The organism is Paenibacillus sp. 276b, assembly GCF_900107875.1.
Classification (GTDB): Bacteria; Bacillota; Bacilli; order Paenibacillales; family Paenibacillaceae; genus Paenibacillus; species Paenibacillus marchantiae.
Map to the genome: position 1 here is coordinate 1,334,935 of NZ_FNRR01000001.1, position 23,937 is coordinate 1,358,871.

Below are 23,937 nucleotides of genomic sequence, written 5' to 3' on the forward strand. Positions count from 1 at the left end.
TGGAGGAGGAAAAGCAAGTGGAATACCGCATTGAGAGAGATACGTTAGGTGAAATGAAAGTACCAGCCGACAGGCTGTGGGGAGCTCAAACGCAGCGCAGCAAGGAGAACTTTCCGATTGGTCGCGAGCATATGCCGATGGAAGTTGTACGTGCTCTTGCCATATTGAAAAAAAGCGCTGCTGCCAGTAACCATAAATTAGGTAAATTGTCCGCTGCCAAATCGGATGCAATCGCTTATGCCGCTGATGAAATTATTGCAGGCCGAATTGATGATCATTTCCCGCTCGTGGTATGGCAGACGGGTAGCGGAACACAGTCCAACATGAACGTAAACGAGGTCATTGCCAATCTGGGTAACCAGCTGCTGGAACAAAAGGGCAAGGAAGAACGTCTGCATCCGAATGATGATGTGAACATGTCCCAGAGCTCCAATGATACATTCCCAACGGCTCTGCATGTTGCAGGTGTACTTGCTGTTGAAGATCAGCTCTTGCCGGCAATCGCGGTGCTGAAAGCCACTTTTGCAGACAAATCGGAAAAATTCAAAGATATTATCAAAATTGGACGTACTCATCTTCAGGATGCAACGCCAATTACACTCGGTCAGGAGATCAGCGGCTGGGAAGCGATGCTCGATAAGAGTGAACGCATGATCCGGGATAGTGTTAATTATATGAAAGAACTCGCAATTGGTGGTACAGCTGTGGGAACCGGAATTAATGCACATCCTGACTTTGGTGATTATACAGCCAAGGAAATTGGCAAGCATACCGGCAAGGATTTTGTATCCGCGCCAAACAAATTCCACGCGCTTACAAGTCATGATGAAGTGGTCTACGCTCACGGTGCAGTTAAAGCGCTTGCAGCTGACCTGATGAAAATTGCCAATGATGTTCGCTGGCTGGCTAGTGGCCCACGAAGTGGTCTGGGAGAGATTCGTATTCCAGAGAACGAACCGGGCAGTTCCATTATGCCGGGTAAAGTGAATCCAACCCAGAGCGAAGCGATGACTATGGTGGTTACGCAAGTGATGGGGAACGATGCGGCGATTGGCTTCGCGGCAAGTCAGGGTAACTTCGAGTTGAATGTGTTCAAACCGGTTATTATCTATAACTTCCTGCAATCTGTTCAGCTTCTTGCTGATTCCATCGTTGCATTCAATGATAAATGTGCGGTGGGTATTGAGCCTAACCTCAGTCAGATTGAACATAATCTGAATAACTCGCTTATGCTGGTTACCGCTCTAAATCCGTACATCGGTTATGAGAATGCAGCCAAAATTGCCAAGCTTGCACATAAGGAAGGACTGTCTCTGAAAGAAGCAACATTGCAGACAGGTCTACTTACAGAAGAGCAATTCGATCAGTATGTTGATCCAGCGAAAATGATTGCTCCGAAAGCCTAATCAATCATTATCATGCGAACTTCATTCTAATAAACAAGCGACCTGCATCCGCAGGTCGTTTTTTAGCTCATGAGGTTTCGTGAACTAATACTTGTCAGTCTATACGTATACATATAAACTACATATGCGACTGTTTTTTTAATCGATCGGAATTGTTTATTTCATTGGAGGTTTCTGCGTTGTCGAAAAAGAGAAGATTCACGATACGCTCCAAAATTCTATTGGGCTATCTAGTGGTTGTGTTGTTATTTGGTGCTGTGTTGCTGGTGTTATCTGCCCAAATTGATGCATCGCAGAAGGAAATCGATTTTATCAGCCACCACGACCTGGAAGTGCATAACCTGACCAACGCAATTGAGAAAAATGTTCTGAATATGGAAACAGGACAGCGGGGATTCATGATTACTGGGGAAGAAAGTTATTTGGAGCCATACACCCAAGCGATGACCCAATGGAACTCCAATTATGCCCAACTGTATGAGCTGGTTAGCGATAACCCATCCCAGCAGAAGAGCCTGGAGAACATCAAATCACATATTGTCCGCTGGATTGATGTTGCCGGAACAGCCTCGGTAGCCCTAAAAAGACAAGGGGATCAGGAGAAAGTTATTGATTTTTTCCATTCCGATCCGGGTAAAAGCGAAATTGATCTGTTACGGTCCCAGTTTGAAACCTTCCGCAACACAGAGATGGGCCTCACGGAGAGTCGGGTGACCGAGCTCGCCGAACGAAGCTCCACACTGCTTACAATTATGTACACCTTATGGGCTGTCGTTGCTGGACTATCTGTTGCCGCAGCGCTTGTCATTTCGGGTAATATCGTCAAAACCCTGCGTGAAGTCAAACAAACCATCACCGACATATCCCAAGGCGGCAATCTTACACAGCGTATTGTTGTCCGAACACATGATGAAGTCGGTGATTTGGGCCAAGAGACCAATATATTGCTGGACACGGTACAGGAACAGAATCGACTTAAGGATCAGGTTGCCAACATCGCCACGCTCCTGCAGAACCCTACGAGCCTGGAGGGACTGTCACGCTTGTTCTTAAACCAGGTCGCTATCCTGTTGGAAGCCCCTTATGGCGTGTTATATGCGATGAAAGAGAATCGTCTCATTCGTGTAGCTGCGTATGCAGCAGATGGCGAGAAAGAGCGTTCCCTCGGTAAAGTATCCGTTGCACCGGGTGAGGGATTAGTTGGTCAGAGTGCGATTGAGAAGCGGGTTCTGCAAATGAACGACTTGCCTCAAAATTATATTCGCATCTCATCGGGACTTGGTGATGCGTCAGCTGCATCACTCACGGTAGCCCCTGTGGTATTTGAAGGTAAAACGATAGCTGTAATCGAACTGGCTTCCATGAAGCCAATCGAACCTAAGGAAACAAAGCTGCTAACCGAACTGATCGAAATCTTCGGGGTGTCGCTTCATTCCACCGTCACACGCATGGAATTACAGCATTTGTATGATGAATCCCAGGTACTGAATGAAGAATTGCAGACACAATCAGAGAAATTGCAGGCACAGACCGAAGAGATGGTGTCTCAGACGGAAGAGTTACATATGCAGACAGAAGAACTGCACATGTTGAACGAGCGTCTGGAACTGCAGAAAAATGCGGCTGAGACCTCTGCCAGTGAACTTGCAGAAGTAGCGGATCAGTTACGGACAAGCTCTGGTTACAAATCTGAGTTCCTGGCGAATATGTCGCATGAACTGCGTACTCCGCTGAACAGTATGCTGATTCTGTCCGAGATTTTGGCTGAGAACAAGCATCAGCACTTAAACAGTGAAGAACAGAAATATGCTTCGGTGATCCATGCATCAGGCAAGGACCTGTTGAATCTGATTAACGATATTCTCGATCTTTCCAAAGTGGAGGCCGGGGAGATGGAAGTGGACTTGGATGATGTCTATCTTGGAAGCCTGCCCGAAGCGATGAATCAATATTTCCTGAAAACGGCTGAGCAAAAAGGAATTGATTTCCGTATTCAGCTTCAAAGCCCTCTGCCGGAAACGATTTTTTCCGACGAGATGCGGTTACATCAGATTCTGAGAAATTTGCTTTCCAACGCATTCAAATTCACCAATGAAGGAGAAGTGGCCTTAACTATTTCCAGAGTGAGTCTGTCCAATCCTGAAGGGAACGGAGCAGAGACGGATGTTATAGCTTTCTCGGTTAGTGATACCGGAATTGGTATTTCGGAGAACAAACTGCTGCAGATCTTTGATGCGTTCAAACAGGCCGATGGAGCCACAGCTCGAAAATACGGTGGAACCGGACTGGGACTGTCGATCTCTCAATCCCTTGCCAATCTGTTGGGAGGATCAATCTCGGCAACGAGCCGCGAAGGACAAGGAAGTGTCTTTACCCTATTCCTTCCGCTTAGAAGGGAAGAGCCTGAGGTTATGCAGAACTCCAGATTGTTCTTGAATGAGGTTGCTGTGACTGCTCCTGAAATAAACAGTGCTTCAGGAATGAATTCAACCAAAATCGAGATGTTGCTGACTCCACTTGAAGAATCATTATTGAATGGTCGTCAGGTTCTCGTTGTCGATGATGATATTCGAAATGTTTATGCCTTGGCAAATGCCCTTGAGCAGTATGACATGAAAGTGATAACAGCTCAGAATGGTTACGAGTGTCTGGAGATGTTAGAGAGCGGAGAAGCGAATCCGGATATTATCTTGATGGATATCATGATGCCAGAGTTGGATGGGTATGAGACCACTCGCCAGATCCGTGATAGATTGAATCTCAAGAAGCTCCCTATTATTGCTTTGACTGCCAAAGCCATGAAAGAAGATCGTGATAAATGTATCGCGGCAGGAGCTTCGGATTATATTAGCAAACCGCTCAATATGAAAGAGGTACTCTCCCGCATGAAATTATGGCTGAGTCATGAAACATTGGGAATCTGATCTTTTCCGTTTGAAATTCAACAGTATTAACTCAAAAATAAAACCTATGCCAGTTGCGCAACGATTGCTGCAATTGTGTCATGGGTTTTATTTTTTTCTCATGTAAGCTATTAAAATAAAAATGATGTTATAATACTTAACAACAATAAAGGTCTATTTCAATAAAATGGTTAAAACCAAGTGCTCAATCTTTGTTCAATTCCAAATCAAGGATATATACGGCTTCATGCGTTATATATATGGGAGGTAATGTCCATGCAGCTCACGGTTAAAGAGGCTTTACAGGTATACCCGTTGTCTGAGGCCAGACTGGTTGCAGGTGGGGAAGGGACTTCGCGGATGATGAAATCCGTTAACGTCATGGACGCTCCAGATATAGCGGATTGGATCAAATCCGGAGAACTGCTGTTCACAACCGCGTTTATTATGAAAGACAATGAGACGGATGCACTTCGTTTGATGCGCCGCCTGAACGAACGTGGTTGTGCTGGGCTTGGCATTAAATTGGGCCGCTTCTGGCAGGCCATTCCGCAAGGAATTATCGAGGAAGCAGATCGACTGCGGTTACCGCTACTGGAACTGCCGTTTCAGTTTACATTTTCAGACCAGATGAATGCGTTATTCAAGGCTGAACATGAACGCAGCAATCGTTTACTGCACGAGGTGGTGCAAAAACAGAAAAAATTGATGCAGTTTGCATTGCAGCAGCAACAGCATCGGAATGTATTTGCCGAACTAGCTACCGTGTTGAATTATCCACTTGCGGTTATTGGCTCCCGCGGACATGTGCTCTATGGTAGCGAAGGTATTGCGGGAGATGCTGTAGTACAAGGTTGGCCTTGGAAATCCGTCATGCACCGAGTGAAATGGAATCAGGGAAGCTGCCACCGGGTACCCATCAAGCAGAATGATGAAGAATACGGATTTTTGCTTGTCTTCACAGACTCGGCGCTGTCACTTAGAGCGGAGGAAGAATTGTTTCAGCAGGCTGCGGATGTCTTGGCATTCTATATGGATATGACCTATCGAGAACACATTAACCCCACCGTTCAGGATGAGATGCGTACGCTGTTAACCCAATATCTAGATAACAAAATGACGGTAGATGAACTCACCAAGCTCAGCGAGAATAAAGGCGTTCATCTGTTCCAGGCGACCTACCAATGCGTGTTGATTACGCTGGAACCGTCTGTTTTTGCAGAAGGAAAACTGCTGAAGCAGATCCACCGCGAGTTGCAGTACAATCCGCTTATGCAATTCACGGCCTCACAGCATTTTCAGATCGAAGATGGCATATTATCCATCTATACCTGTCCAACGGGGCGGGATTATGGAGAGGAATTATCAGCATTCCTGCTTAATCGATTCGGGGATGTTCTTGCAGCACAGGAAGCCAAGGGAGCATCTTCACCGCGTTTCTGGATCAGCAAAATGAAGCATGAGCCGAAGTCGCTACGCGAAGCCTATCAGGAATGTCTGGATACTCGCCAACTGGCTCGCCGATTCGGTATGAAGGATCGGGCTCTCCAGTTTGAGATGCTGGAATTCGCCTATGTGTTCCAACATGTTCCAGATAACATCATGGAGAATTACTGCAATAAAGTACTTGAGCCTTTACTGGCCAGGGACGGCGATCCCAATCAGGTACTGATGAATACGTTGGAATCTTTTATCGAGAATGACGGACTCATTAACGAAGCTGCGAAGCAACTATTTGTGCATCGGAATACCGTTACCTATCGGATGGAGAAAGTCGGAAGTTTGCTGCAAATGGACTTTAAGAAGACTAATGATTTGCTGAAATTAAAGCTCGTGTTCACCTTCCGTAAGTTTGTGCGGGACAAAACTACGGCTAGGCCGTATTCGCAGCATTATTAACTGAAGAGTGGACCTACTTAATACGTAAATACTTTTATGATCATAATCATTATCCAGAACAAGTGTTGTGCAGCATGACAATGAAACAGGCATGTCAGATAAAACCGTATTTCCCTTGAGGAAGTGCGGTTTTTTAGCTTTTCATTACATTTGAACAACCAAATCCCGTGCATTGCTAACAAATCACATAACTGATGTTATGTTATATTACAAAATTAAGTAAATATTGTTGTCGCAGTATCGAGAGACACTTAAAATGAAAAACAACAATCCACAGAAGACCGGAGGTTCTAACATGGGCGACTTCATTAAACTCGTTAACAACTGGTCTATCACACAGTTCGTGCATACGTTTGGCGGACTATTCGAAGAATCGCCTTGGGTGGCGGAGCGTTCCTGGCCTTCACGGCCATTTGACTCTTTTGAACACATGATGAATGTCATGAAGAACACAGTTCAGACATCCGATGAGAAGGTCAAGTTGCAGTTGCTTTGCAATCACCCGGATCTCGGTGCGCGGATCAGCATGAGCAGCAATTCTGTTCAAGAACAGGCTGGTGCAGGGCTTAATTCACTTTCGCCGGAGCAATATCACGAACTTAGTAAACTAAACAAAGAATATACAAGCCAATTCGGCTTTCCTTTTATATTGGCCGTGAAAGGTCACACAGCTCAGTCCATCCTGGAGTCCATGCGGAAGCGCAATCGGAGAGGAAGAGAGGAGGAATTCCAGACCGCCCTGAAGGAAGTGTTCAAGATTGCTTCCATTCGATTGGAACAGTGGCTGGTGCAGATTGGTCATGAACATGAGTTTGAATTTAAGCCATCCGAAGTAAAGCAACGGACCATGTATTACGGCAAAGGAGATGTATGGATATACCGCTCATACGCCAAACCGTTGACGGGTATTCAGCCCATCCCGGAATCTCCATTCACCGGACGGAATAATATCCTGTTCGGATTAAACATTAAAGTAGCCGTGCAAGGCGACGAATTTCTGCCTTCTTTTATCGAAGGAGATAACTCTCGCGTCGTTGCAACGGATTCAATGAAGAATTTCATCCTGAAACATGCTGCGGATTACTACGGAGCTACGGTGGAGGGTTTTCTCGCTTACGTTAGCCGACGTTTTCTGGAGACATATCCGCAGATGACCAAAGTGCAAATGACGGCAGATCAGATTCCTTTTGAAGATGTGCCTGTTCGCAGAGAAGGAAGCCTTCGTGCAAGCGAGCTGGTATTCCGTTATTCCCAGAATGATCGCGCGACGGCTGCAATTGAAGCGCAGCGAAAAGGAAATCAGGTTGAACTGAGCAATCATTTCAGTGGTGTCGCAGATATCAGGCTGATTAAGGTCAAAGGCAGTGAATTTGCCGGTTTCGTCAAGGATGAGCACACCACCTTACCCGAGACATGGGACCGTCCACTGTTCATTTTCCTGAATATCAATTGGCGTTACGAAGACCCGAGAGATGGCATGGACGATCAGCGCGGACGTTATGTAGCGGCGGAGCAGGTAATAGATGTAGCTGCAGCCGTGTTCCATGCGTGTCGTTCGGCATCCATTCAGCATCTAATTTATCAGATTGGACTAAGGCTATTGCGACGATTTGGACAGCTCAGTGAGGTTTCATTTGAATCCAACAATCGGACATGGGAAACGGTGCTGGAGGAAGTAAAAGAAGGAGAAGGCAGAGTATTCACCGAGGCCAGGCCTCCTTATGGGTTTCAGGGTTTCTCAATGACAAGGGATGATCTAGAGGCTGACCAGAGGGGCTCGAAGAGAGAAGGTGAGGCATGATGTCGGTAGCTGGAGGACGGATTACTACGCATGTGCTGGATACTTCCAAGGGCGTTCCGGCCGCAGGCGTGCGGGTTGAACTTTTTGTATTACACAGGAATGGCGAGAAGGAAAGCAAAATGAAAGTTGCTGAATCGTTGACCAATGCCGATGGGCGTCTGGATGCACCTTTGCTTGAAGGCGGGAAGCTTGAGCAAGCGGTCTACGAGCTTCATTTCAACGTTGAGGGATATTACGCACAGCGATCTCTTGAAGAATTAGGGCAGGTATTATGGACGGTTGTGCCGATCCGGTTTGCCGTATCCGATGCTTCAAGTCACTACCACATTCCTCTGTTGATTGCGCCTGGAGGTTACAGTACATACCGGGGAAGCTGAAATATACGAATCCGGTTCTGATCAGAGGAGGGTCATCCATATGACAAGATTAGATACGATCATCCGGGGGGCCCGGGTTGTGTTGAGAGATAGCGTGGAAGAACTGGATATTGGGATTACTGGTGAACAAATATCAGCTTTGTCCTCACACCTGGTGGGTGATGAAGATACTGAAATAATAGAAGCAATTGGCCTCACAGTGATGCCGGGGGCTGTGGACATCCATGTTCACTTTAATGAACCTGGACTCGCGAGCTGGGAGGGTTTCAAATCGGGATCCGCATCACTGGCTGCTGGTGGAATTACGACGTATGTCGATATGCCGCTTAATGGTGTCCCTCCAACGATTAGACCGGAGGCTTGGGAGTCGAAAATGAAAGCAGCCGACGGTCAATCCTATGTTGATTATGCGTTCTGGGGAGGACTTGTTCCCGGCAATCGGGCCGAGCTTGCACCTTTGGCCGATATGGGTGCGGCCGGATTCAAGGCATTTATGTCCGAACCTGGCGGAGAAGGGGAAGACATCTTCGCCAGAGCGGATGACGATACACTTTTGAATGGCATGTACGAGATTGCAAAGCTAAACCATGTACTGGCGCTTCATGCGGAAGACGAAGCGATGGTTGCTGAACTTGGGGCAAGGAGTATTGCAGATGGACGAATCGGCCCGATGGATTACGTGCAATCTCGCCCAGCAGAAGCAGAGGTTCGGGCGGTGTCACGAGCGCTGCAATATGGGGAGCAAACCGGATGTGCACTTCATTTTGTTCATATCAGTACACGGGAAGCGCTTGATCTGATTACAGAGGCAAAACAGCGCGGGCTGGATGTAACTTCTGAAACATGTCCACATTACCTGACTCTGACAGATGAGGATGTTGTCCGGTTGGGAGCTGTAGCGAAGTGTGCGCCGCCATTGCGGAGTCAGGTTGAGCAAGATCAGTTATGGGATGCGCTGGCAGCAGGTCTGATTGATGTTATTGCATCCGACCACTCACCCTGTCCGCCATCGATGAAACAATCTGATAATTTCTTTGAAATCTGGGGTGGCATCTCGGGTGCGCAAAGTACGCTGCTGCTCATGTTGGAGGAAGGACATCTTCAGCGAAATGTAGCCCTTCCTTTGCTGGGAAGAGTCCTGGCCCTGCAACCTGCCAGAAGGCTTGGATTGGAGAACAAAGGTGAGATCGCCATCGGCAAGGACGCGGATCTGGTACTGATTGATTGGGAGAAGAGTACCACCTTAAATACGGATGATCTGCACTACACACATAAACAGAGTCCTTATGTGGGACGCACGTTTTTCTCCAGCATTGTAGATGTGTTCTGCCGGGGCACACGAGTATACAGTTCAAAAACAGGATTATCGGATGAACCTTTAGGACGGTTTATCCGTGCTAACTCATCTGTTCCGGTTGGTGTTGAAGGAACGGAGGGGTATCATGACGGACTTTGAAGTACACACGTCTTCCGGTACGGAACGTCCCACCCAGGCTTTGCCGCAATTGGAGCAGGTGCAGCTGCAAGGCATGCTTGACTGGTTGTCTACATATGGCGCTGATCCCCAGGGAGGTGTGACACGTCTTTTGTACGACCAAGCATGGTGTAAGGCACAGCATGCGCTAGCGGCAAAAATGCAGGAGAAAGGGTTGGCTCCTGAATTTGATCAATCGGGCAACCTGTATGGAACTCTGCACGGTACGGGTTCAGGAACAGGAATGGAAGAGGCGCCGATTGTTACGGGTTCCCATATCGATACCGTGGTACATGGTGGGAAGTATGACGGTGCATATGGCGTAGTTGCAGGAGTGCTCGCGCTAGAGTATCTGCAGAAAAATTTTGGGGCACCCAAAAGAACGCTTCAAGTCGTATCCTTATGCGAGGAAGAAGGTAGTCGATTCCCCTTCGCTTATTGGGGATCACGAAGTATAACGGGGGTAAGCGTGCTGGAAGAAGTTCAGCATTTGAAGGATCAAGAAGGCATTACCTTTGCACAGGCAATACATGATGCAGGCTTTGGACCAGATAGTAGCTATAGAATGGCTTCACACACATACGGTGCATTTATCGAACTTCATATCGAGCAAGGTCAGGTCCTTGATCGATTGGGCCATTCGATTGGTATTGTATCGGATATTGTAGGCCAGAAACGCTTTAACATTACAGTAAGTGGCGAAGCCAATCATGCCGGAACTACACCGATGGCCTGGCGCAAGGATGCACTTGCAGGTGCAGCCGAGATGATCACAGCCGTAAGACGCATTGCGCTTGAAGCGGGAGAACCACTTGTAGCCACTGTGGGTCGAATAACAGCTGATCCGGGTGTGGGTAACGTCGTTGCATCCCGGGCCGTATTCTCGCTCGATATCCGGCATATCAGGCAAGAGAGCATTGATCTATGCTGGCACAATATGCTACAGGAATTTAGCAGAATCGCAGCCGAGCAACAGCTCGGACTGAACTGGGAGGAGCACTTGTCTGTCACACCTATTCCGATGAACGAACAGATTACGTCAGACATTCGTGATATTTGTGAAGTGGAGCAATTATCCTATATGCACTTGCCAAGCGGCGCAGGACATGATTCGCAGATCTTTCAGCCGGCTTGTCCTACAGCGATGATCTTTGTACCAAGCCAAGATGGCATTAGCCATAATCCCCTTGAATATACAGCTGAAGAGGACCTGATGAAAGGTTTCCGGGTTCTGGTTCAGTTACTCTATAAATACGGTTACGGGAGTTGAGTGAAGATGTCCAACTATAAAGAATTGTCCCCGTCCTTGCGGACGATCATGACACCGGGGCCAGTTGAAGTCGACCCAAGAGTTCTGAGGGCATTATCCTTCCCGATCCTGGGGCAGTTTGATCCGGAGTTCACTTCCCTGATGAATGAGACGATGGCCATGCTGCGTGAACTATACATGACAGACAATGAGTGGTGTTATCCGGTAGATGGTACATCCCGCTCAGGGATTGAAGCCGTGCTGGTCAGTCTGATTCAGCCAGGGGACAAGGTGCTCGTCCCCATCTATGGACGTTTCGGACATCTGTTGGTTGAAATTTCGGAGCGATGTGGTGCCGAGGTTATCTTTTTTGAAACAGAGTGGGGAACGGTATTTGATCCCGAAGAAGTTATTAAGGCGATCCATGCACATAAGCCGAATTTGGTTGCGATGGTTCACGGTGAGACATCAACCGGGCAAATGCAGCCTCTCGCCGAGATTGGCAAAGCCTGCCGTGAACTCGATATTTTACTTGTCGTCGATGCGGTTGCCACAATTGGCGGGACACCTGTCGAGACGGATGCCTGGCATCTGGATGCAGTCATGGGAGGAACGCAGAAGTGTTTGTCCGTTCCATCCGGGATGGCGCCATTAACGTATAACAGCCGTGTGGAGAAGAAACTGATGAGCCGCAAAACCGTCGAACGGGGCCTCCGCGATGCAACAAGTGCTCGGGCTGAAGGGCGCACAATTGCCAGTAATTATTTTGACCTGAGCCAATTGCAGGACTACTGGAGTTCGGCACGGTTAAACCATCATACAGAGGCTACTTCGATGCTCTACGGTCTTCACGAGGGACTACGAATTTTGCTTCAGGAAGGTCTGGATGCCCGTTTCCAGAGACATCGGATCAATGAACGTGCGTTAGTCGCGGGAATTCAGGGTATGGGGCTCAAACTGTATGGAGAGATGTCCAGTAAACTTCCAATGGTCACCTGTATCGAAATTCCGGAAGGCATAGACGGAGAGTCGGTACGCAGCATGCTTCTGAACGATTTCAGTATTGAAATTGCCAGTTCGTTTGGACCATTGAAAGGCAAGATTTGGCGTATTGGTACGATGGGATTCAGCTGCCAGCGCAAAAATGTACTCCATGTGCTGGGCGCACTGGAAGCTGTACTGTTGCGTCATCGTCACGCCTTGCCAGCAGGCGAGGCCGTACAGGCAGCGTTGGATGTGTATGCCGGGAAGGAGGGCGCCTTATGTTGAACCAGATGCCGATATCCAGGGAGGTGATGGTTACCTCCCCACATTATTTGGCGAGTACGGTTGGCAGCTCAATGCTCCAGCAGGGTGGTAACGCTTATGATGCTGCTGTCGCTGTAAGTGCCGCGCTGGGCGTAGTCTACCCGCATATGACTGGACTTGGCGGAGATGCTTTCTTTCTGATTCACGACGGTGCAAGTGGTGACATAACGGCCTACAACGGTAGCGGTCGTTCAGCAGCAGGCATTCATGCCGACACGTTCAAAGCGATGGGGATGAGCGCCATTCCTCAGCGAGGTGTGCTTAGTGCAATTACCGTTCCTGGAATGGTAGATACATGGTGGGAAGTCTGGTCCCGCTATGGGAAGTTAAAGTGGGAACAGTTGCTTGAACCAGCTGCGCTATATGCGGAAAAGGGATGTCCTGTATCTCGAAATCTGCGCCTGTGGCTGGAACGTGATGAGGATTTCATTATGGGGCATTCACCGCTGCGAGCGGTATTTGCCCCTTTTGGTACACTTTTGCAGGAAGGGGATCTGCTCTTGCAGCCTGATCTTGCCTCTTCCATTCGCCTGATTCAGGCAGGTGGACGCGATGTTTTTTATACCGGGGAACTGGCGGAGCAGCTAACTTCGGCTATTCGTGAGGATGGCGGCATGCTTGCCCCAGCAGATTTCGCGGCTCACAAGGGAGAGTGGGTGAAGCCGATCACTACCGATTACCGTGGCTATCAAGTTCACCAGATGCCGCCGAATTCACAGGGCTTCTCGATGCTGATGATGTTGAATATGCTGGAACATATTGATCTATCTTCCGTGGCGCGCACGTCCCCCGAGTTTTATCATCTGATGGCTGAAGTGGTCAAAAAGGCATTTCGTGACCGTGATCGTTATCTCACAGATCCGGATTTCAGGGATATTCCGCTGGAAAATTTGTTGTCCAAGGTTTATGGAAATGAATTATGGAACGAGATTCAGTCCGCTCCACCTGCTGTGGCACAGCCTTTTCTGTCCAAAATGATGGGTCAGGATACGGCTTATGCGGCGGTTGTGGACAATGAAGGCAATGCCGTCTCGTTTATCCAGAGCCTGTACTTTGATTTTGGCGCTGCTTATGTGCCCGGGGATACGGGTGTGATCATGCAGAACCGAGGTTCCTTTTTCTCACTTGATCCGAAGGACGCTAACGTATTAGAACCAAATAAACGCTCATTCCACACCCTAATGCCGGGTCTTGTCACTCGTAACGGGAAACCTTATATGCTCGTAGGCACGCAGGGTGGTGAAGGCCAACCTCAGACACAGTTATCAGTTCTTACGGGTGTACTGGACTACGGTCTGAACATTCAGGAAGCCATTGGGTTACCGCGTTGGGTGTATGGGCGTACCTGGGGCGAGGAAGGCGACACGATGAGAGTGGAGAACCGCTATCATGACGACGTATGTGACACGCTTACCCGATGGGGACATAACGTCGAAGCCAGAGCGCCGTGGGACGGGATTATGGGGCAGTCACAAGGGATTGTCATCCGTGAAGATGGCATGATTAGTGGGGCAGCAGATCCCAGGGGAGATGGCATGGCTATCGGGTGGTAGCGTGATTTGTGTAAAGCATCATGGATAGATCCAAAGAAGATCATCCTTAAAATGCAGGATCAGAATAAGTAAATTTACGCAGATAGATACGGATAGGGGAGATTATCATGGGAACGATCCTGCTAAAAGGTGCACAACTCGTCACAATGAATGCAGAAGAGGATGTATTTACGGGAGATTTGCTGATCGAGGACAATAAAATTAAAGAAATTGCAGAGCATATCGATGTTCAGGCAGATCAGGTCATTGATGCTCGAGGCAAAGTACTGCTTCCGGGTTTTATCCAAACGCATATTCATCTATGTCAGACCTTGTTCCGTGGACGTGCGGACGATCTGGAGCTGATGGATTGGCTTCGTCAACGCATCTGGCCGCTTGAGGCAGCGCATGATGAAGAGTCTGTCTATTACTCGGCGATGCTCGGCTTGGGCGAATTGATTTCCAGCGGGACAACAACCATTTTGGATATGGAGACCGTGCATCATACCGATTCGGCTTTTCAGGCGATGGCACAGAGCGGCATTCGGGTGATTTCCGGTAAAGTGATGATGGATCACGGGGATGAAGTTCCTGAACCGCTGCGTGAAAATACGGCTACCTCGCTGCAACAAAGTGTCGATTTGCTGGAGAAATGGAATGGATTCGGCGGTGGCCGTATTCAGTATGCGTTTTGTCCACGCTTCGTCGTCTCGTGCACCGAAGAATTATTGGTTGAGGTGCGTGACCTGTCGAATAAGTACCATGTGAAAGTGCACACCCATGCCTCCGAAAATCGTGGCGAGATCGAACTGGTAGAACACGAGCGTGGCATGCGCAACATTGTCTATCTGGATCATATCGGTCTAGCTACCCCAAGACTGGTGCTTGCCCACTGTGTGTGGCTGAGTGAGGAAGAGAAGGAGATTATTCGCAAACGCGGGGTAAAAGTCACCCACTGCCCTGGATCGAATATGAAACTGTCCTCAGGTATAGCGGATATTCCTGATCTGCTGAATCGCCAGATTGCGGTAGGGATTGGTGCCGATGGTGCGCCGTGCAACAACAATCTGGATATGTTCCAGGAAATGCGTCTGACCGCGCTCATTCAAAAGGTACCTCATGGTCCAACAGTGATGGACGCCCGTACGGTGCTTCGTATGGCGACGATGGGTGGAGCAGAAGTGCTCGGAATGTCCAAGGAAATCGGCAGTCTGGAAGTGGGTAAAAAAGCAGATATGTTGCTGCTGGATCTGGATGATTTTCATACGTACCCTTCCTATGAGACCGATGTGTACTCTCGTGTGGTCTATTCCGCAACGCGTAGCTGTGTGGATACCGTTATTATCGATGGAAGCATCGTGCTCCAAAACCGGAAGATTCAAACGATTGATCGTGGCATTGTGCTTCGTGAATCGGATAAAAGTATTGCAAGATTGATGAAACGTATCTAATCGAATGCAGCCGTATGAAACTCAGCCAATGAACTATCTGAGCAAAAGTTGGACATTCAATCTTCGCTAAAAAGCTCAAGATTCACTTCTTCGGATTCGAATTCAAATCCCTGAAAGGATGGAGACACGATGGAAATGCATGATCTGTGTGCAATTGCAGCGCGGGAACCGCGCTGTGTTCTCGCAACAGCGGTTAAGGTAGAAGGTCATGCTTACCGTAAGCAAGGAGTCTCTATGCTTTTGACCGAAGAAGGTGTGGTGTATGGCAGTATCAGTCCAGGTTGTCTGGAGAGTGATCTGCAGGCCAGGGTGGACCGTGTGCTGGATACACAGCAGTTGGAATTCGTGGAGTATGATATGCGTCCCGAAGATGATCTGTCCTGGGGAGAAACGATTGGCTGCGGCGGGTTAATTATAGTGCTGCTAGAGCCGGTATGTGGTGAACTCAGGTCGATCATGTCCCATATGCATGCGTATTTTCAATCTGGATCAGCTGTGGAGCTAACCCGTTCATTCTACGATCAATACACCCGGATTCATTATGTGATTCAGCTCGCTGAGGGTGCAGAAAGGCAGACATCATTATACCCTTCTCCAGCTGTCAAGGGAGCTTCTCTAAATCCAATAAATACAATGATTACTGACGACACACCGCGACTATCATTGGTCGTTATTCATTCGTCTGAAGCTGATGATCTCACATCTAATTCTGGAGAGAGTGATCTTCAGAGGGATGGATTGACTGAGGTGGAGAAGTGGGATATCCCTTTACAGATCTCCGCAAAATATGTGCCCAAACCCCGTCTGATTATCCTTGGAGCCGGAAATGATGTGATCCCCGTCGCCCGTCTGGGCAAATCAGCAGGATTTCGTGTGGTTGTAGCGGATTGGAGAGAAACCTTGTGCACCGCTGAACGCTTTCCTGGTGTTGAGTTTGTTCGCGGTTTCCCAAGTGAGATCATACCTGTACTGGATATCCAAAGCGGGGATTATATCGTATTGATGAGTCATCAATTTCCGAGAGAACGGGAGTTTCTTGAATTACTTGAGGATCGGAATTATGCATACCTTGGTATTATGGGCTCCAGAACGCGAACAGCACGTTTGCTGAACGATCTCCCTCCACTAAAACAGTTGCATTCACCCGTCGGCTTGACCATTGGTGCCGATGGACCGGAAGAGATCGCAATCAGCATCGCAGCAGAACTTATTGCCTGTAAAAGAGCAGCTGTTGCCGCAGAGCGTCGCAAAGTACAGAGGGGGATTGCACATGCGACTGACGGGCATCGTGCTAGCGGCAGGTAAGAGCAGCCGAATGGGGCGGGATAAACTGTCTATCGTCATGCCTGATGGAAGATGTTTGGCCGCATGGACATTGGAAGCTGCCTTGAAATCCGATTTGGAGAAAGTTATCTGTGTGGTCAAACCCGAGGATTCATTAGCGTGGATCCCCTCCATGTGGCTCAATGCAGCATCATATGGTTGTACTCCAGATACGAGCACGAGGCTTCAGATTGCAATCTGTACCGACTATGCATACGGTATCGCCATGTCCCTTCACTGTGGCATTCTGTCTGCTATAGCATACAAGCCAGAAGGTGTGATGATAATTTTGGCAGATCAGCCGCTATTGCAGGCACAAGATATTAACAGGGTTGCTGAGTCGTTAGCCTCCAACAAACTGTGTGATTATGCAGCAGCTACCAATGGCGGTGGAGGCAAGCCTCCGGTCGCCTTTCGTGAACATATGCTGGGGCCTCTTTTGTCGCTTAGCGGAGATGAGGGAGCGCGAAAAATCATGCGCAATCCCAAATATGCAGGCAAGCATGTATCTTTGTCTGAATTTAGCTTTTGGGATGCGGATACCGAACCAGAGCTGGAACGTATTTTGGATTATGTGAATGGCATAAGATGAATGAAAATCGAGGCAGAAGGAGCGATTCCTTGTGTATTATTTCTCGCAGTGATGAGGTCAGCCAGACCATCTGGTTGGCCTCTTTATTGTTTTGATCTAATTGGTTATGAAATGGCTTGTGTTAGCTTTTGAGAGTTAATAATGCATCAGGCACAAATCAAAGAGTCTATTTATACATTTATCCAAAATGATGTGAAGATAATTGACCTTATTGTTGCAGTCCCATATGATTTGAAGAATTATTTGGATCATTCGTTCATATCCAACGTCCCGAAGACAGATTCCAGGTAGAGAAGGGAGATGGAAGGATGGTTATGTCTGCATATGGGTCTGGAGCGCAACCAACGGTTTGGCAGCCCGTTAATCTAGATGAGCTTCAAGCTTTAAAGAGTGAACTGTCCGGGAAGTATTGTTTTGCAGCAGGGGCAACATTATTGCGTACTCAGTGGGAGGGCGGCCTTGTTCCTGTACCTGAGCATATGATTAGCCTTGCCCGTATTCCAGGTGCAAGCGGCGTATATGTGGGTGGAGATGAGCTGGTCATTGGAGCACTGACGCGATTAAGTCATTGTGCCACAGACGTTCATCTGCAACAGCTGCCCTTATTACAGTCTGCAATGAATGCTATCGCTGCTCCTTCTATCCGGAATGTGGCGACAATTGGCGGAAACATTGTATCGGGAGTCGGTGACTCGATCCCTGCACTCCTTGTCTACGATGCACAGCTGTACTGGATGACGGACAACGGCATGGAGATGCGAAGTCTTTCGTCTTGGCTGAACGGTGGTCGTGACGGCAGTCGCAATCCGAATGATGTGTTAATTTCCATTCATATTCCGATGAAACATACGCCTTTCCCTGATGTCACCAGCGAGCAGGCATCTGCGACGCGTGAAATTTCATTTTACCGCAAGCTGGGTCGGCGGGAGACCTTTACAGCATCGCTGGTGACGATTGCATTTCACGGAGAAGTGGATGCAGATGGCCGCTGGAATAAAATAGCGATCGCTGCAGGTGGAGGTTCAGGCATGGCCATGCGACTTACGGAGTCGGAAAAGTTGCTTCTTGGCGTGGAGGCTTCTGTTATGCAAGCTTTATCGCTAGCTGCCTCGGCAGCTTCGGAATTCGTGACTTATAGCGATGCATTTGCTACAGAACAGTACCGTAAGCAAACGGCAGGTAATATGCTCGGAGCCGGACTCTGGGAAGCACTTCGATCATAGAAGAAAACCATTTTGGAGAAGCAAAGTGTGAGACCAACAGCTTCTGAAGGGAGAAAGGAGAGAGAACATGCTGTTAAGTCGGGATAGTAGTGGGAAACGCTGGCATCTGCGGCCAGATGGTATAGGCAAAGTAACAGGACAGCTTCAATATCTGACAGACATGAAGCTGCCCAATATGATCCACGGAAGGGTCCTTCGAAGCTCTTACCCTTATGCCCGCATATTGTCTATCGATACTACCAAAGCGGAAGCTATGAAAGGTGTATTTGCTGTACTCACCGCCAAAGATGTACCCGGTTTGAACCTGTTTGGCATCACAACTCCGGATCAGCCTGTATTTTGCGAGCATGTCGTTCGTTATGTCGGTGATGCCATAGCCGCAGTTGCTGCGGACTCCCCGGAACGTGCAGCGCTCGCTCTGGATTCCATCCGGGTTGAGTATGAAGAATGGACTCCGCTGGACAGCCCAGAGGCTGCACTGGCACCCGGTGCACCTGAGCTCCATGAACATGGTCCCGGCAATGTGCTGCACCGTACCGAAATCAAACGAGGCAATGTAGATGAGGGCTTTGCTGCATGCGAACATATTGTGAGTGAGACGTATTATACCCCTCGCCAGATGCATGCCTATATGGAGACGGAAGGCGGGTTATTTGTTCCTGATGAAAGTGGGAGACTCCATGTCTACGCGGCGACACAGCATGGTTACAAGGACAGGATGCAGCTTGCCCGAATCATTGGCTGTTCCGAAGAAGATATTCGGGTGGTCTCGTCTCCGATAGGCGGTTCTTTTGGGGGGAAAGATGAGCTGAATGTACAGCCTTATGGGGCACTGCTTGCTTTAAGGTCCGGACGTCCTGTGAAAATGCATAATTCACGCAAAGAATCCGTACGTGCAGGATTAAAGCGTCATCCGATGAAAATTGAAATGCAGACCGGAATCAGCCGTGAAGGCATGATCCAGGCTCACCGAGTCCGCATTACCGCAGACACCGGAGCATATGCGACGCTAGGGGCACCTGTCCTAAATTTTTGCACAGAACACTGTCTCGGGCCATATTCTATTCCCCACGTAGATGTGGAGGGCGTCTCGGTGTATACGAATAATGGGGTGTCGGGAGAGTTTCGTGGATTTGGCGGGAATCAGGCAATCTTTGCAATGGAGGGTCAGATGGATCGACTCGCCGAGATTATGGATATGGACCCCTGGGAGTTTCGGAGACGCAACATGAGGGGAAAGACCGATCCTGGGCCATTGAATCAACAGATTCTGGTCACGGATGGACTGTCGCAAGTATGGGAGGCGATGGATCGTTCGGAGTTATGGCAAAAGCATCAGTATCCCTCGGCAGATCTTGCTCTACCTCCCTGGATTAAACGTGGAGTAGGTGCAGCCATCGCGATGCACGGAGCAGGGCTTGGTTATGGCATTCCCGATCCGGCGGGCGGGCGTCTATCTCTGAATGCCGAAGGTAAGATTGAAGTGGCATTCAGCTACGAAGAATTCGGTCAGGGACTTATTGCTACGCTGGAAATGATGCTCTGCGATCTGTTCTACTGCTCAACATCCGATCTAAGCATAATCATTGGGGATACGGATCGAGTGCCACACAGTGGTTCAAGCACCGCTTCGCGTTCAACGACGATGGCCTGGATGGCTCTTCAGCGATTACAGACACCATTCCGCTCCAAAATCTTGTCAGTAGCTTCTGCTTTGTCAGGAATTCCGGCTGCCGAACTGATTACTGGAATTGAGGGAGTATGGCACAAGGGACAGCTTTCTCCAGAAGTTACAGCGAATGAACCGGCGATGAATTCCAGAGTTGTTGTTTCTTACGTTGATCTGGCGAAGCATGGAAAAGAGGAAGAATGGATTTTTGATACTCAATTTGAATATCCGACCACGCCGGACAATGTTGTGGGTGGGCATTATCTATATACGTATGCGGCAGTAGCGGCAGAAGTGGAGGTAAACACGCTAACCGGAGAAGCCAAATTGCTAGATACGAGGCATGTGGTTGCTGCTGGCCCTGTCATCAATCCAATGGGATTCATCGGACAGATCGAAGGCGGAAGTGTAATGGCTCTGGGTTTTACATTGACCGAGGATGCCGTGATGCAAGACAGTCGCTATATGACAACCAATTTGGACACCTACCTGATTCCGACGATTCGCGACATTCACACCAACCTGGAGGTGGAGGCAATTGAAGATCTGCCAGAAGGCGATCCGTTTGGACCACGGGGGATTGGCGAGATTGGTTCGGTGGCGCTTGCTCCAGCCATCACCGCTGCGATTCACCAGGCTACAGGGGTGTGGGTTAATCGTTTGCCGATTCCGCGCGATCAACTGATCAAACCACTGTGCGTCTCGCTTCAGAAAGGAGTGGGTTCATCATGACTGAACCTTTGAGCAATTTCTGGACAGCCGTTGTGAATGGCGAGGAGAAACAATTGCACATCACCCAGACAACCCGTCTTGTGGATGTACTGCGCTCGCATTTGAATCTAACCGGAACGAAAGTTTCCTGCGAAGTTGGCCGATGTGGTGCTTGTATGATACTGATGGATGGAGAGCCGGTCAATTCCTGTCTCATTATGGCTTATCAATGTGTTAGAAGCGAGATAACAACAATAGAAGGGTTGTATGGTGAAGAGGAAGGGAAGTTGCACCCAATTCAGCAGGCTTTTGTGGAAGAAGGCGGCTTCCAATGCGGGTATTGTACACCCGGGATGGTGATTTCCACCAAGGCATTGCTAGATCGCTATCCGCAGCCTAGCCAAGAACAGATCGAAATGGGATTATGCGGTAATCTGTGCCGCTGCACTGGATATGGAGGGATTCTTCGTGCAGTAAGGAAGGTAGTCGATGAGCACGATAGGATGGGCTCTACCCAATGATCATGGAAGTAGGGATATCCGAGCTTTATTTCAATAGAATTTTTATAGACCAACCTATGCTCTGCGGGTTGGTCTTTGTTGTTTAATGAAACACCTTACGAAAATGGGTCGACGCGGCCATAATTAAGACTTGTTAATCAGTATGCTTTTCAATTGTCCATATGTTACTTATAATAGATGTCCAATGAAGATGAATGTAATTAGTATTACACACAAGGAGGTGTGTTCTTGAACAAATCGGATCGTATGCTCGCCATCGTACTTGAACTGCAACGAGGGAAGGTTCAACGTGCGGAAGATTTAGCCCTCTTGTTTGAAACAAGTGTCCGAACCATATACAGAGACATTCAGGCGTTATGTGAGGCAGGAGTTCCTGTGGTGGGAGAACCCGGAGTAGGATATTCACTTATGGAAGGATACTTTTTGCCTCCGATCAGCTTGACAGCTGAAGAAGCGGTTACACTTCTAATCGGGCTTGATTTTGTCGAACAGCGCTTCGATAACTACTATAAAAGTACATCCTTTACGTCCCGTTCGAAAATTGAAGCAATCCTGCCTGTGCCTCTTCGGGAAGAGGTGGGACAGATACAACAGGGTATCCGTTTACTTCGTTCACCGGACAGTGATACACACGAGCGAGAGATCGAACATATGGGAATCATCCGAAAGGCAATGCAGAATAAACTCAAAATCCGGTTTCATTACCATAAGCCTGGTTCGGTTAATGAAACCGTACAAAAGACCGTTCGTATGTCGTCCCCTTACGGGATGCTTTGGATGCAAGGCTCATGGATGCTGATTGCCCGATGTGATTTGCGACAGGAGATTCGTCATTTTCGTATATCCCGCATGAGTGATCTGGAGATTAGCACAGACCCATTCGATCTTCCTCCAGGTTTTAATATTCACAGCTACTCACCACCTGACAACCGTGATGTGCATGTCCGTGTTTGGTTTCATGGTCGAATTGCAAATAGAGTGATTGAAGCGAATAATTACTACATGGAGAAAGCAGAACTGCAAACAGATGGATTATACGCAGATTTTCGTGTAAGGCATCCAGAAGACGTATTGCATTGGATACTTGGATGGGGAGCCTCGGCTCTGGTCTTGGAGCCCGAATCATTAAGAATTCGAATTCGCGAGGAAGCAAGCAATCTCCTTAAACACTACTGACATAACGCTGTCAGTAGTGTTTGTGTATGATCGGTTTATAACCGATTGAAGGAGTTGTGTATTTGTATGGAAACGATAATAACAAGGAACAACGAAGAGATTCGACGTGATTTTGAACTGACTCTGGAACGTTATTTGCAGGAACTGGATCTGATGAGCGATGCTCAGTTAAGCTACAAACCCAGTGAGATTGAGTGGTCGATAGGCCAGATGTACCAGCATTTAATTCAGTCTGCGATGAAAATGCATTTAGCCAATGTTCAACTTTGTATAAGCGCAGACGAGGACTCGGGCAAGAAGAGAAACCAGGGCAAAACAGAAACAGGTGAAGCTGTTTTTGCGCAAGCAAGTTTTCCTCCGATACGTATCCACGTTCCTGATTCTCCTGAGTATACTCCACTACAATCGGATGGAAGAGAATCAATAATTCAAGGATTTAATGAGGTAAGGGATGAAATGCGGAGATTGGAAGTGCTGTTGGAAGAAACAACACAGGAATGTACGTTGGCACATCCAAGCTTTGGTGGTTTGAATGCAGAGGAATGGTTTGCATTGGTCGAAATGCATTATCGTCATCATTTCTTGCAGCTTGAGCGTCTGAAGAAGGCATGGGAAGAACAGGTGCAGAGATGAATGAACAGGAAAAGGAAAAGCATGATTTGATGGCTACCAGCAAAGGAATTATGCAGATTCATACGAGTGAACTCCTGGCTTCACAGTTAGAAGTTGAGGCTGAATCTGAAAAAGGAAACCGATACTGGATCGGCGTTGTGTCTGCATCACATGTGGAAAAAGGGGTGGAAGGGGGCTTCGCCCAGCTCTGTCACGGCAAGGTAGCTTCTCTGCGCAAAATGAATGCAGGAGACTGGCTGATCTATTATTCGCCGCGAACAAGCATGAAAGGAGGCAAGGTACTTCAAGCATTCACCGCCATAGGGCGCATAATAGACGATCAGGTGTACACGTACCATGTGTCAGATTCCTTTGTCCCGTATCGGAGGAATGTTCAGTATTATCCTTGTCAGCAGGTGAAGATCGCTGATCTGCTGGACCAACTGATCCTTACTCGGGGACAGACACGTTGGGGATATCATTTTAGATATGGTCATTTGCAGATTCAAAAAGAGGATTTTCTGAAAATTGCACTTGCCATGTTGGGGGCTGAGGCAGAAACCTGCTAACCTACATAGTTTGAGCAAAGAGTCAGATCTTATTTATGTGACACAAAGCTGAGGAAAAAATAGACCTTTTGAGGGGAAATAAAAATAATCGAATTTTCAACAACGTAATAATTATTATGTAAACTTATTATTTTCGATGAC

At 48.1% G+C, this 23,937-nt stretch carries 18 protein-coding genes; all 18 read left to right on the top strand.

Annotated features, from left to right (window positions below; genetic code table 11):
• Positions 1–17: 17 nt before the first annotated feature.
• The 18 genes from fumC to BLV50_RS05835 all read left to right on the top strand — a co-directional run bounded on the left by fumC (position 18) and on the right by BLV50_RS05835 (position 23,796).
• Positions 18–1,406, top strand: coding sequence for a class II fumarate hydratase (gene fumC, locus BLV50_RS05750; protein ID WP_090806388.1), 1,389 nt, complete (start codon positions 18–20; stop codon positions 1,404–1,406).
• A gap of 179 nt (positions 1,407–1,585) precedes the next feature.
• Positions 1,586–4,330, top strand: coding sequence for a CHASE3 domain-containing protein (locus BLV50_RS05755; protein ID WP_090806390.1), 2,745 nt, complete (start codon positions 1,586–1,588; stop codon positions 4,328–4,330).
• 255 nt (positions 4,331–4,585) lie between these two features.
• Complete coding sequence (locus tag BLV50_RS05760) at positions 4,586–6,208, top strand: PucR family transcriptional regulator (protein WP_090806392.1); 1,623 nt, start codon at positions 4,586–4,588, stop codon at positions 6,206–6,208.
• A gap of 295 nt (positions 6,209–6,503) precedes the next feature.
• Positions 6,504–8,009 (top strand): factor-independent urate hydroxylase, encoded by a 1,506-nt coding sequence (gene pucL / locus BLV50_RS05765; RefSeq protein WP_090806394.1) that lies wholly within the window; start codon positions 6,504–6,506, stop codon positions 8,007–8,009.
• A complete protein-coding gene (gene uraH, locus BLV50_RS05770) occupies positions 8,009–8,386 on the top strand; it encodes a hydroxyisourate hydrolase (protein ID WP_063563931.1) in 378 nt (125 codons plus the stop codon). Before pucL ends, uraH begins: the two co-directional genes overlap by 1 nt.
• Before the next feature lie 40 nt (positions 8,387–8,426).
• Entirely contained in the window at positions 8,427–9,842 is a 1,416-nt protein-coding gene (allB, locus tag BLV50_RS05775) for an allantoinase AllB (RefSeq protein ID WP_090806396.1), read from the top strand.
• Entirely contained in the window at positions 9,829–11,130 is a 1,302-nt protein-coding gene (locus BLV50_RS05780) for a Zn-dependent hydrolase (RefSeq protein WP_090806397.1), read from the top strand. Before allB ends, BLV50_RS05780 begins: the two co-directional genes overlap by 14 nt.
• 6 nt (positions 11,131–11,136) lie before the next feature.
• Positions 11,137–12,378 (top strand): pyridoxal-phosphate-dependent aminotransferase family protein, encoded by a 1,242-nt coding sequence (locus BLV50_RS05785; RefSeq protein ID WP_090806399.1) that lies wholly within the window; start codon positions 11,137–11,139, stop codon positions 12,376–12,378.
• Positions 12,372–13,970 carry a gamma-glutamyltransferase gene (gene ggt / locus BLV50_RS05790; RefSeq protein WP_090806401.1) on the top strand — a complete coding sequence of 533 codons (1,599 nt, stop codon included), beginning with the start codon at positions 12,372–12,374 and terminating at the stop codon, positions 13,968–13,970. The genes BLV50_RS05785 and ggt overlap by 7 nt, the downstream gene beginning before the upstream one ends.
• 107 nt (positions 13,971–14,077) lie before the next feature.
• Complete coding sequence (locus BLV50_RS05795; protein WP_090806403.1) at positions 14,078–15,400, top strand: 5'-deoxyadenosine deaminase; 1,323 nt, start codon at positions 14,078–14,080, stop codon at positions 15,398–15,400.
• A 129-nt stretch (positions 15,401–15,529) separates the two neighbouring features.
• Positions 15,530–16,705, top strand: coding sequence for an XdhC family protein (locus BLV50_RS05800; protein WP_090806405.1), 1,176 nt, complete (start codon positions 15,530–15,532; stop codon positions 16,703–16,705).
• The gene (locus BLV50_RS05805) at positions 16,671–17,315 is read left to right on the top strand and encodes a nucleotidyltransferase family protein (RefSeq protein WP_177031119.1); all 645 of its coding nucleotides are present in this window, start codon (positions 16,671–16,673) and stop codon (positions 17,313–17,315) included. The genes BLV50_RS05800 and BLV50_RS05805 overlap by 35 nt, the downstream gene beginning before the upstream one ends.
• A 308-nt stretch (positions 17,316–17,623) precedes the next feature.
• Positions 17,624–18,538 carry an FAD binding domain-containing protein gene (locus BLV50_RS05810; protein WP_090806407.1) on the top strand — a complete coding sequence of 305 codons (915 nt, stop codon included), beginning with the start codon at positions 17,624–17,626 and terminating at the stop codon, positions 18,536–18,538.
• 67 nt (positions 18,539–18,605) lie between these two features.
• Positions 18,606–20,939, top strand: a complete 2,334-nt coding sequence (gene pucD, locus BLV50_RS05815; RefSeq protein WP_090806409.1) for a xanthine dehydrogenase subunit D — start codon at positions 18,606–18,608, stop codon at positions 20,937–20,939.
• Complete coding sequence (locus BLV50_RS05820) at positions 20,936–21,439, top strand: (2Fe-2S)-binding protein (RefSeq protein ID WP_090806411.1); 504 nt, start codon at positions 20,936–20,938, stop codon at positions 21,437–21,439. Before pucD ends, BLV50_RS05820 begins: the two co-directional genes overlap by 4 nt.
• Before the next feature lie 228 nt (positions 21,440–21,667).
• Positions 21,668–22,615 (top strand): helix-turn-helix transcriptional regulator, encoded by a 948-nt coding sequence (locus tag BLV50_RS05825; protein ID WP_090806413.1) that lies wholly within the window; start codon positions 21,668–21,670, stop codon positions 22,613–22,615.
• A gap of 66 nt (positions 22,616–22,681) precedes the next feature.
• Positions 22,682–23,248 carry a DinB family protein gene (locus tag BLV50_RS05830; protein WP_090806415.1) on the top strand — a complete coding sequence of 189 codons (567 nt, stop codon included), beginning with the start codon at positions 22,682–22,684 and terminating at the stop codon, positions 23,246–23,248.
• A complete protein-coding gene (locus tag BLV50_RS05835) occupies positions 23,224–23,796 on the top strand; it encodes an EVE domain-containing protein (protein ID WP_371129220.1) in 573 nt (190 codons plus the stop codon). The genes BLV50_RS05830 and BLV50_RS05835 overlap by 25 nt, the downstream gene beginning before the upstream one ends.
• Positions 23,797–23,937 lie beyond the last annotated feature (141 nt).

Bases quoted from the DNA above. Each gene is read 5' to 3' on its own strand.
- allB (WP_090806396.1), top strand. From the start codon at position 8,427: ATGACAAGATTAGATACGATCATCCGGGGGGCCCGGGTTGTGTTGAGA.
- BLV50_RS05760 (WP_090806392.1), top strand. From the start codon at position 4,586: ATGCAGCTCACGGTTAAAGAGGCTTTACAGGTATACCCGTTGTCTGAG.
- BLV50_RS05830 (WP_090806415.1), top strand. From the start codon at position 22,682: ATGGAAACGATAATAACAAGGAACAACGAAGAGATTCGACGTGATTTT.
- BLV50_RS05820 (WP_090806411.1), top strand. From the start codon at position 20,936: ATGACTGAACCTTTGAGCAATTTCTGGACAGCCGTTGTGAATGGCGAG.
- ggt (WP_090806401.1), top strand. From the start codon at position 12,372: ATGTTGAACCAGATGCCGATATCCAGGGAGGTGATGGTTACCTCCCCA.
- BLV50_RS05800 (WP_090806405.1), top strand. From the start codon at position 15,530: ATGGAAATGCATGATCTGTGTGCAATTGCAGCGCGGGAACCGCGCTGT.
- BLV50_RS05795 (WP_090806403.1), top strand. From the start codon at position 14,078: ATGGGAACGATCCTGCTAAAAGGTGCACAACTCGTCACAATGAATGCA.
- BLV50_RS05835 (WP_371129220.1), top strand. From the start codon at position 23,224: ATGGGAAGAACAGGTGCAGAGATGAATGAACAGGAAAAGGAAAAGCAT.
- pucL (WP_090806394.1), top strand. From the start codon at position 6,504: ATGGGCGACTTCATTAAACTCGTTAACAACTGGTCTATCACACAGTTC.
- BLV50_RS05810 (WP_090806407.1), top strand. From the start codon at position 17,624: ATGGTTATGTCTGCATATGGGTCTGGAGCGCAACCAACGGTTTGGCAG.
- uraH (WP_063563931.1), top strand. From the start codon at position 8,009: ATGTCGGTAGCTGGAGGACGGATTACTACGCATGTGCTGGATACTTCC.
- BLV50_RS05805 (WP_177031119.1), top strand. From the start codon at position 16,671: ATGCGACTGACGGGCATCGTGCTAGCGGCAGGTAAGAGCAGCCGAATG.
- BLV50_RS05785 (WP_090806399.1), top strand. From the start codon at position 11,137: ATGTCCAACTATAAAGAATTGTCCCCGTCCTTGCGGACGATCATGACA.
- BLV50_RS05780 (WP_090806397.1), top strand. From the start codon at position 9,829: ATGACGGACTTTGAAGTACACACGTCTTCCGGTACGGAACGTCCCACC.
- pucD (WP_090806409.1), top strand. From the start codon at position 18,606: ATGCTGTTAAGTCGGGATAGTAGTGGGAAACGCTGGCATCTGCGGCCA.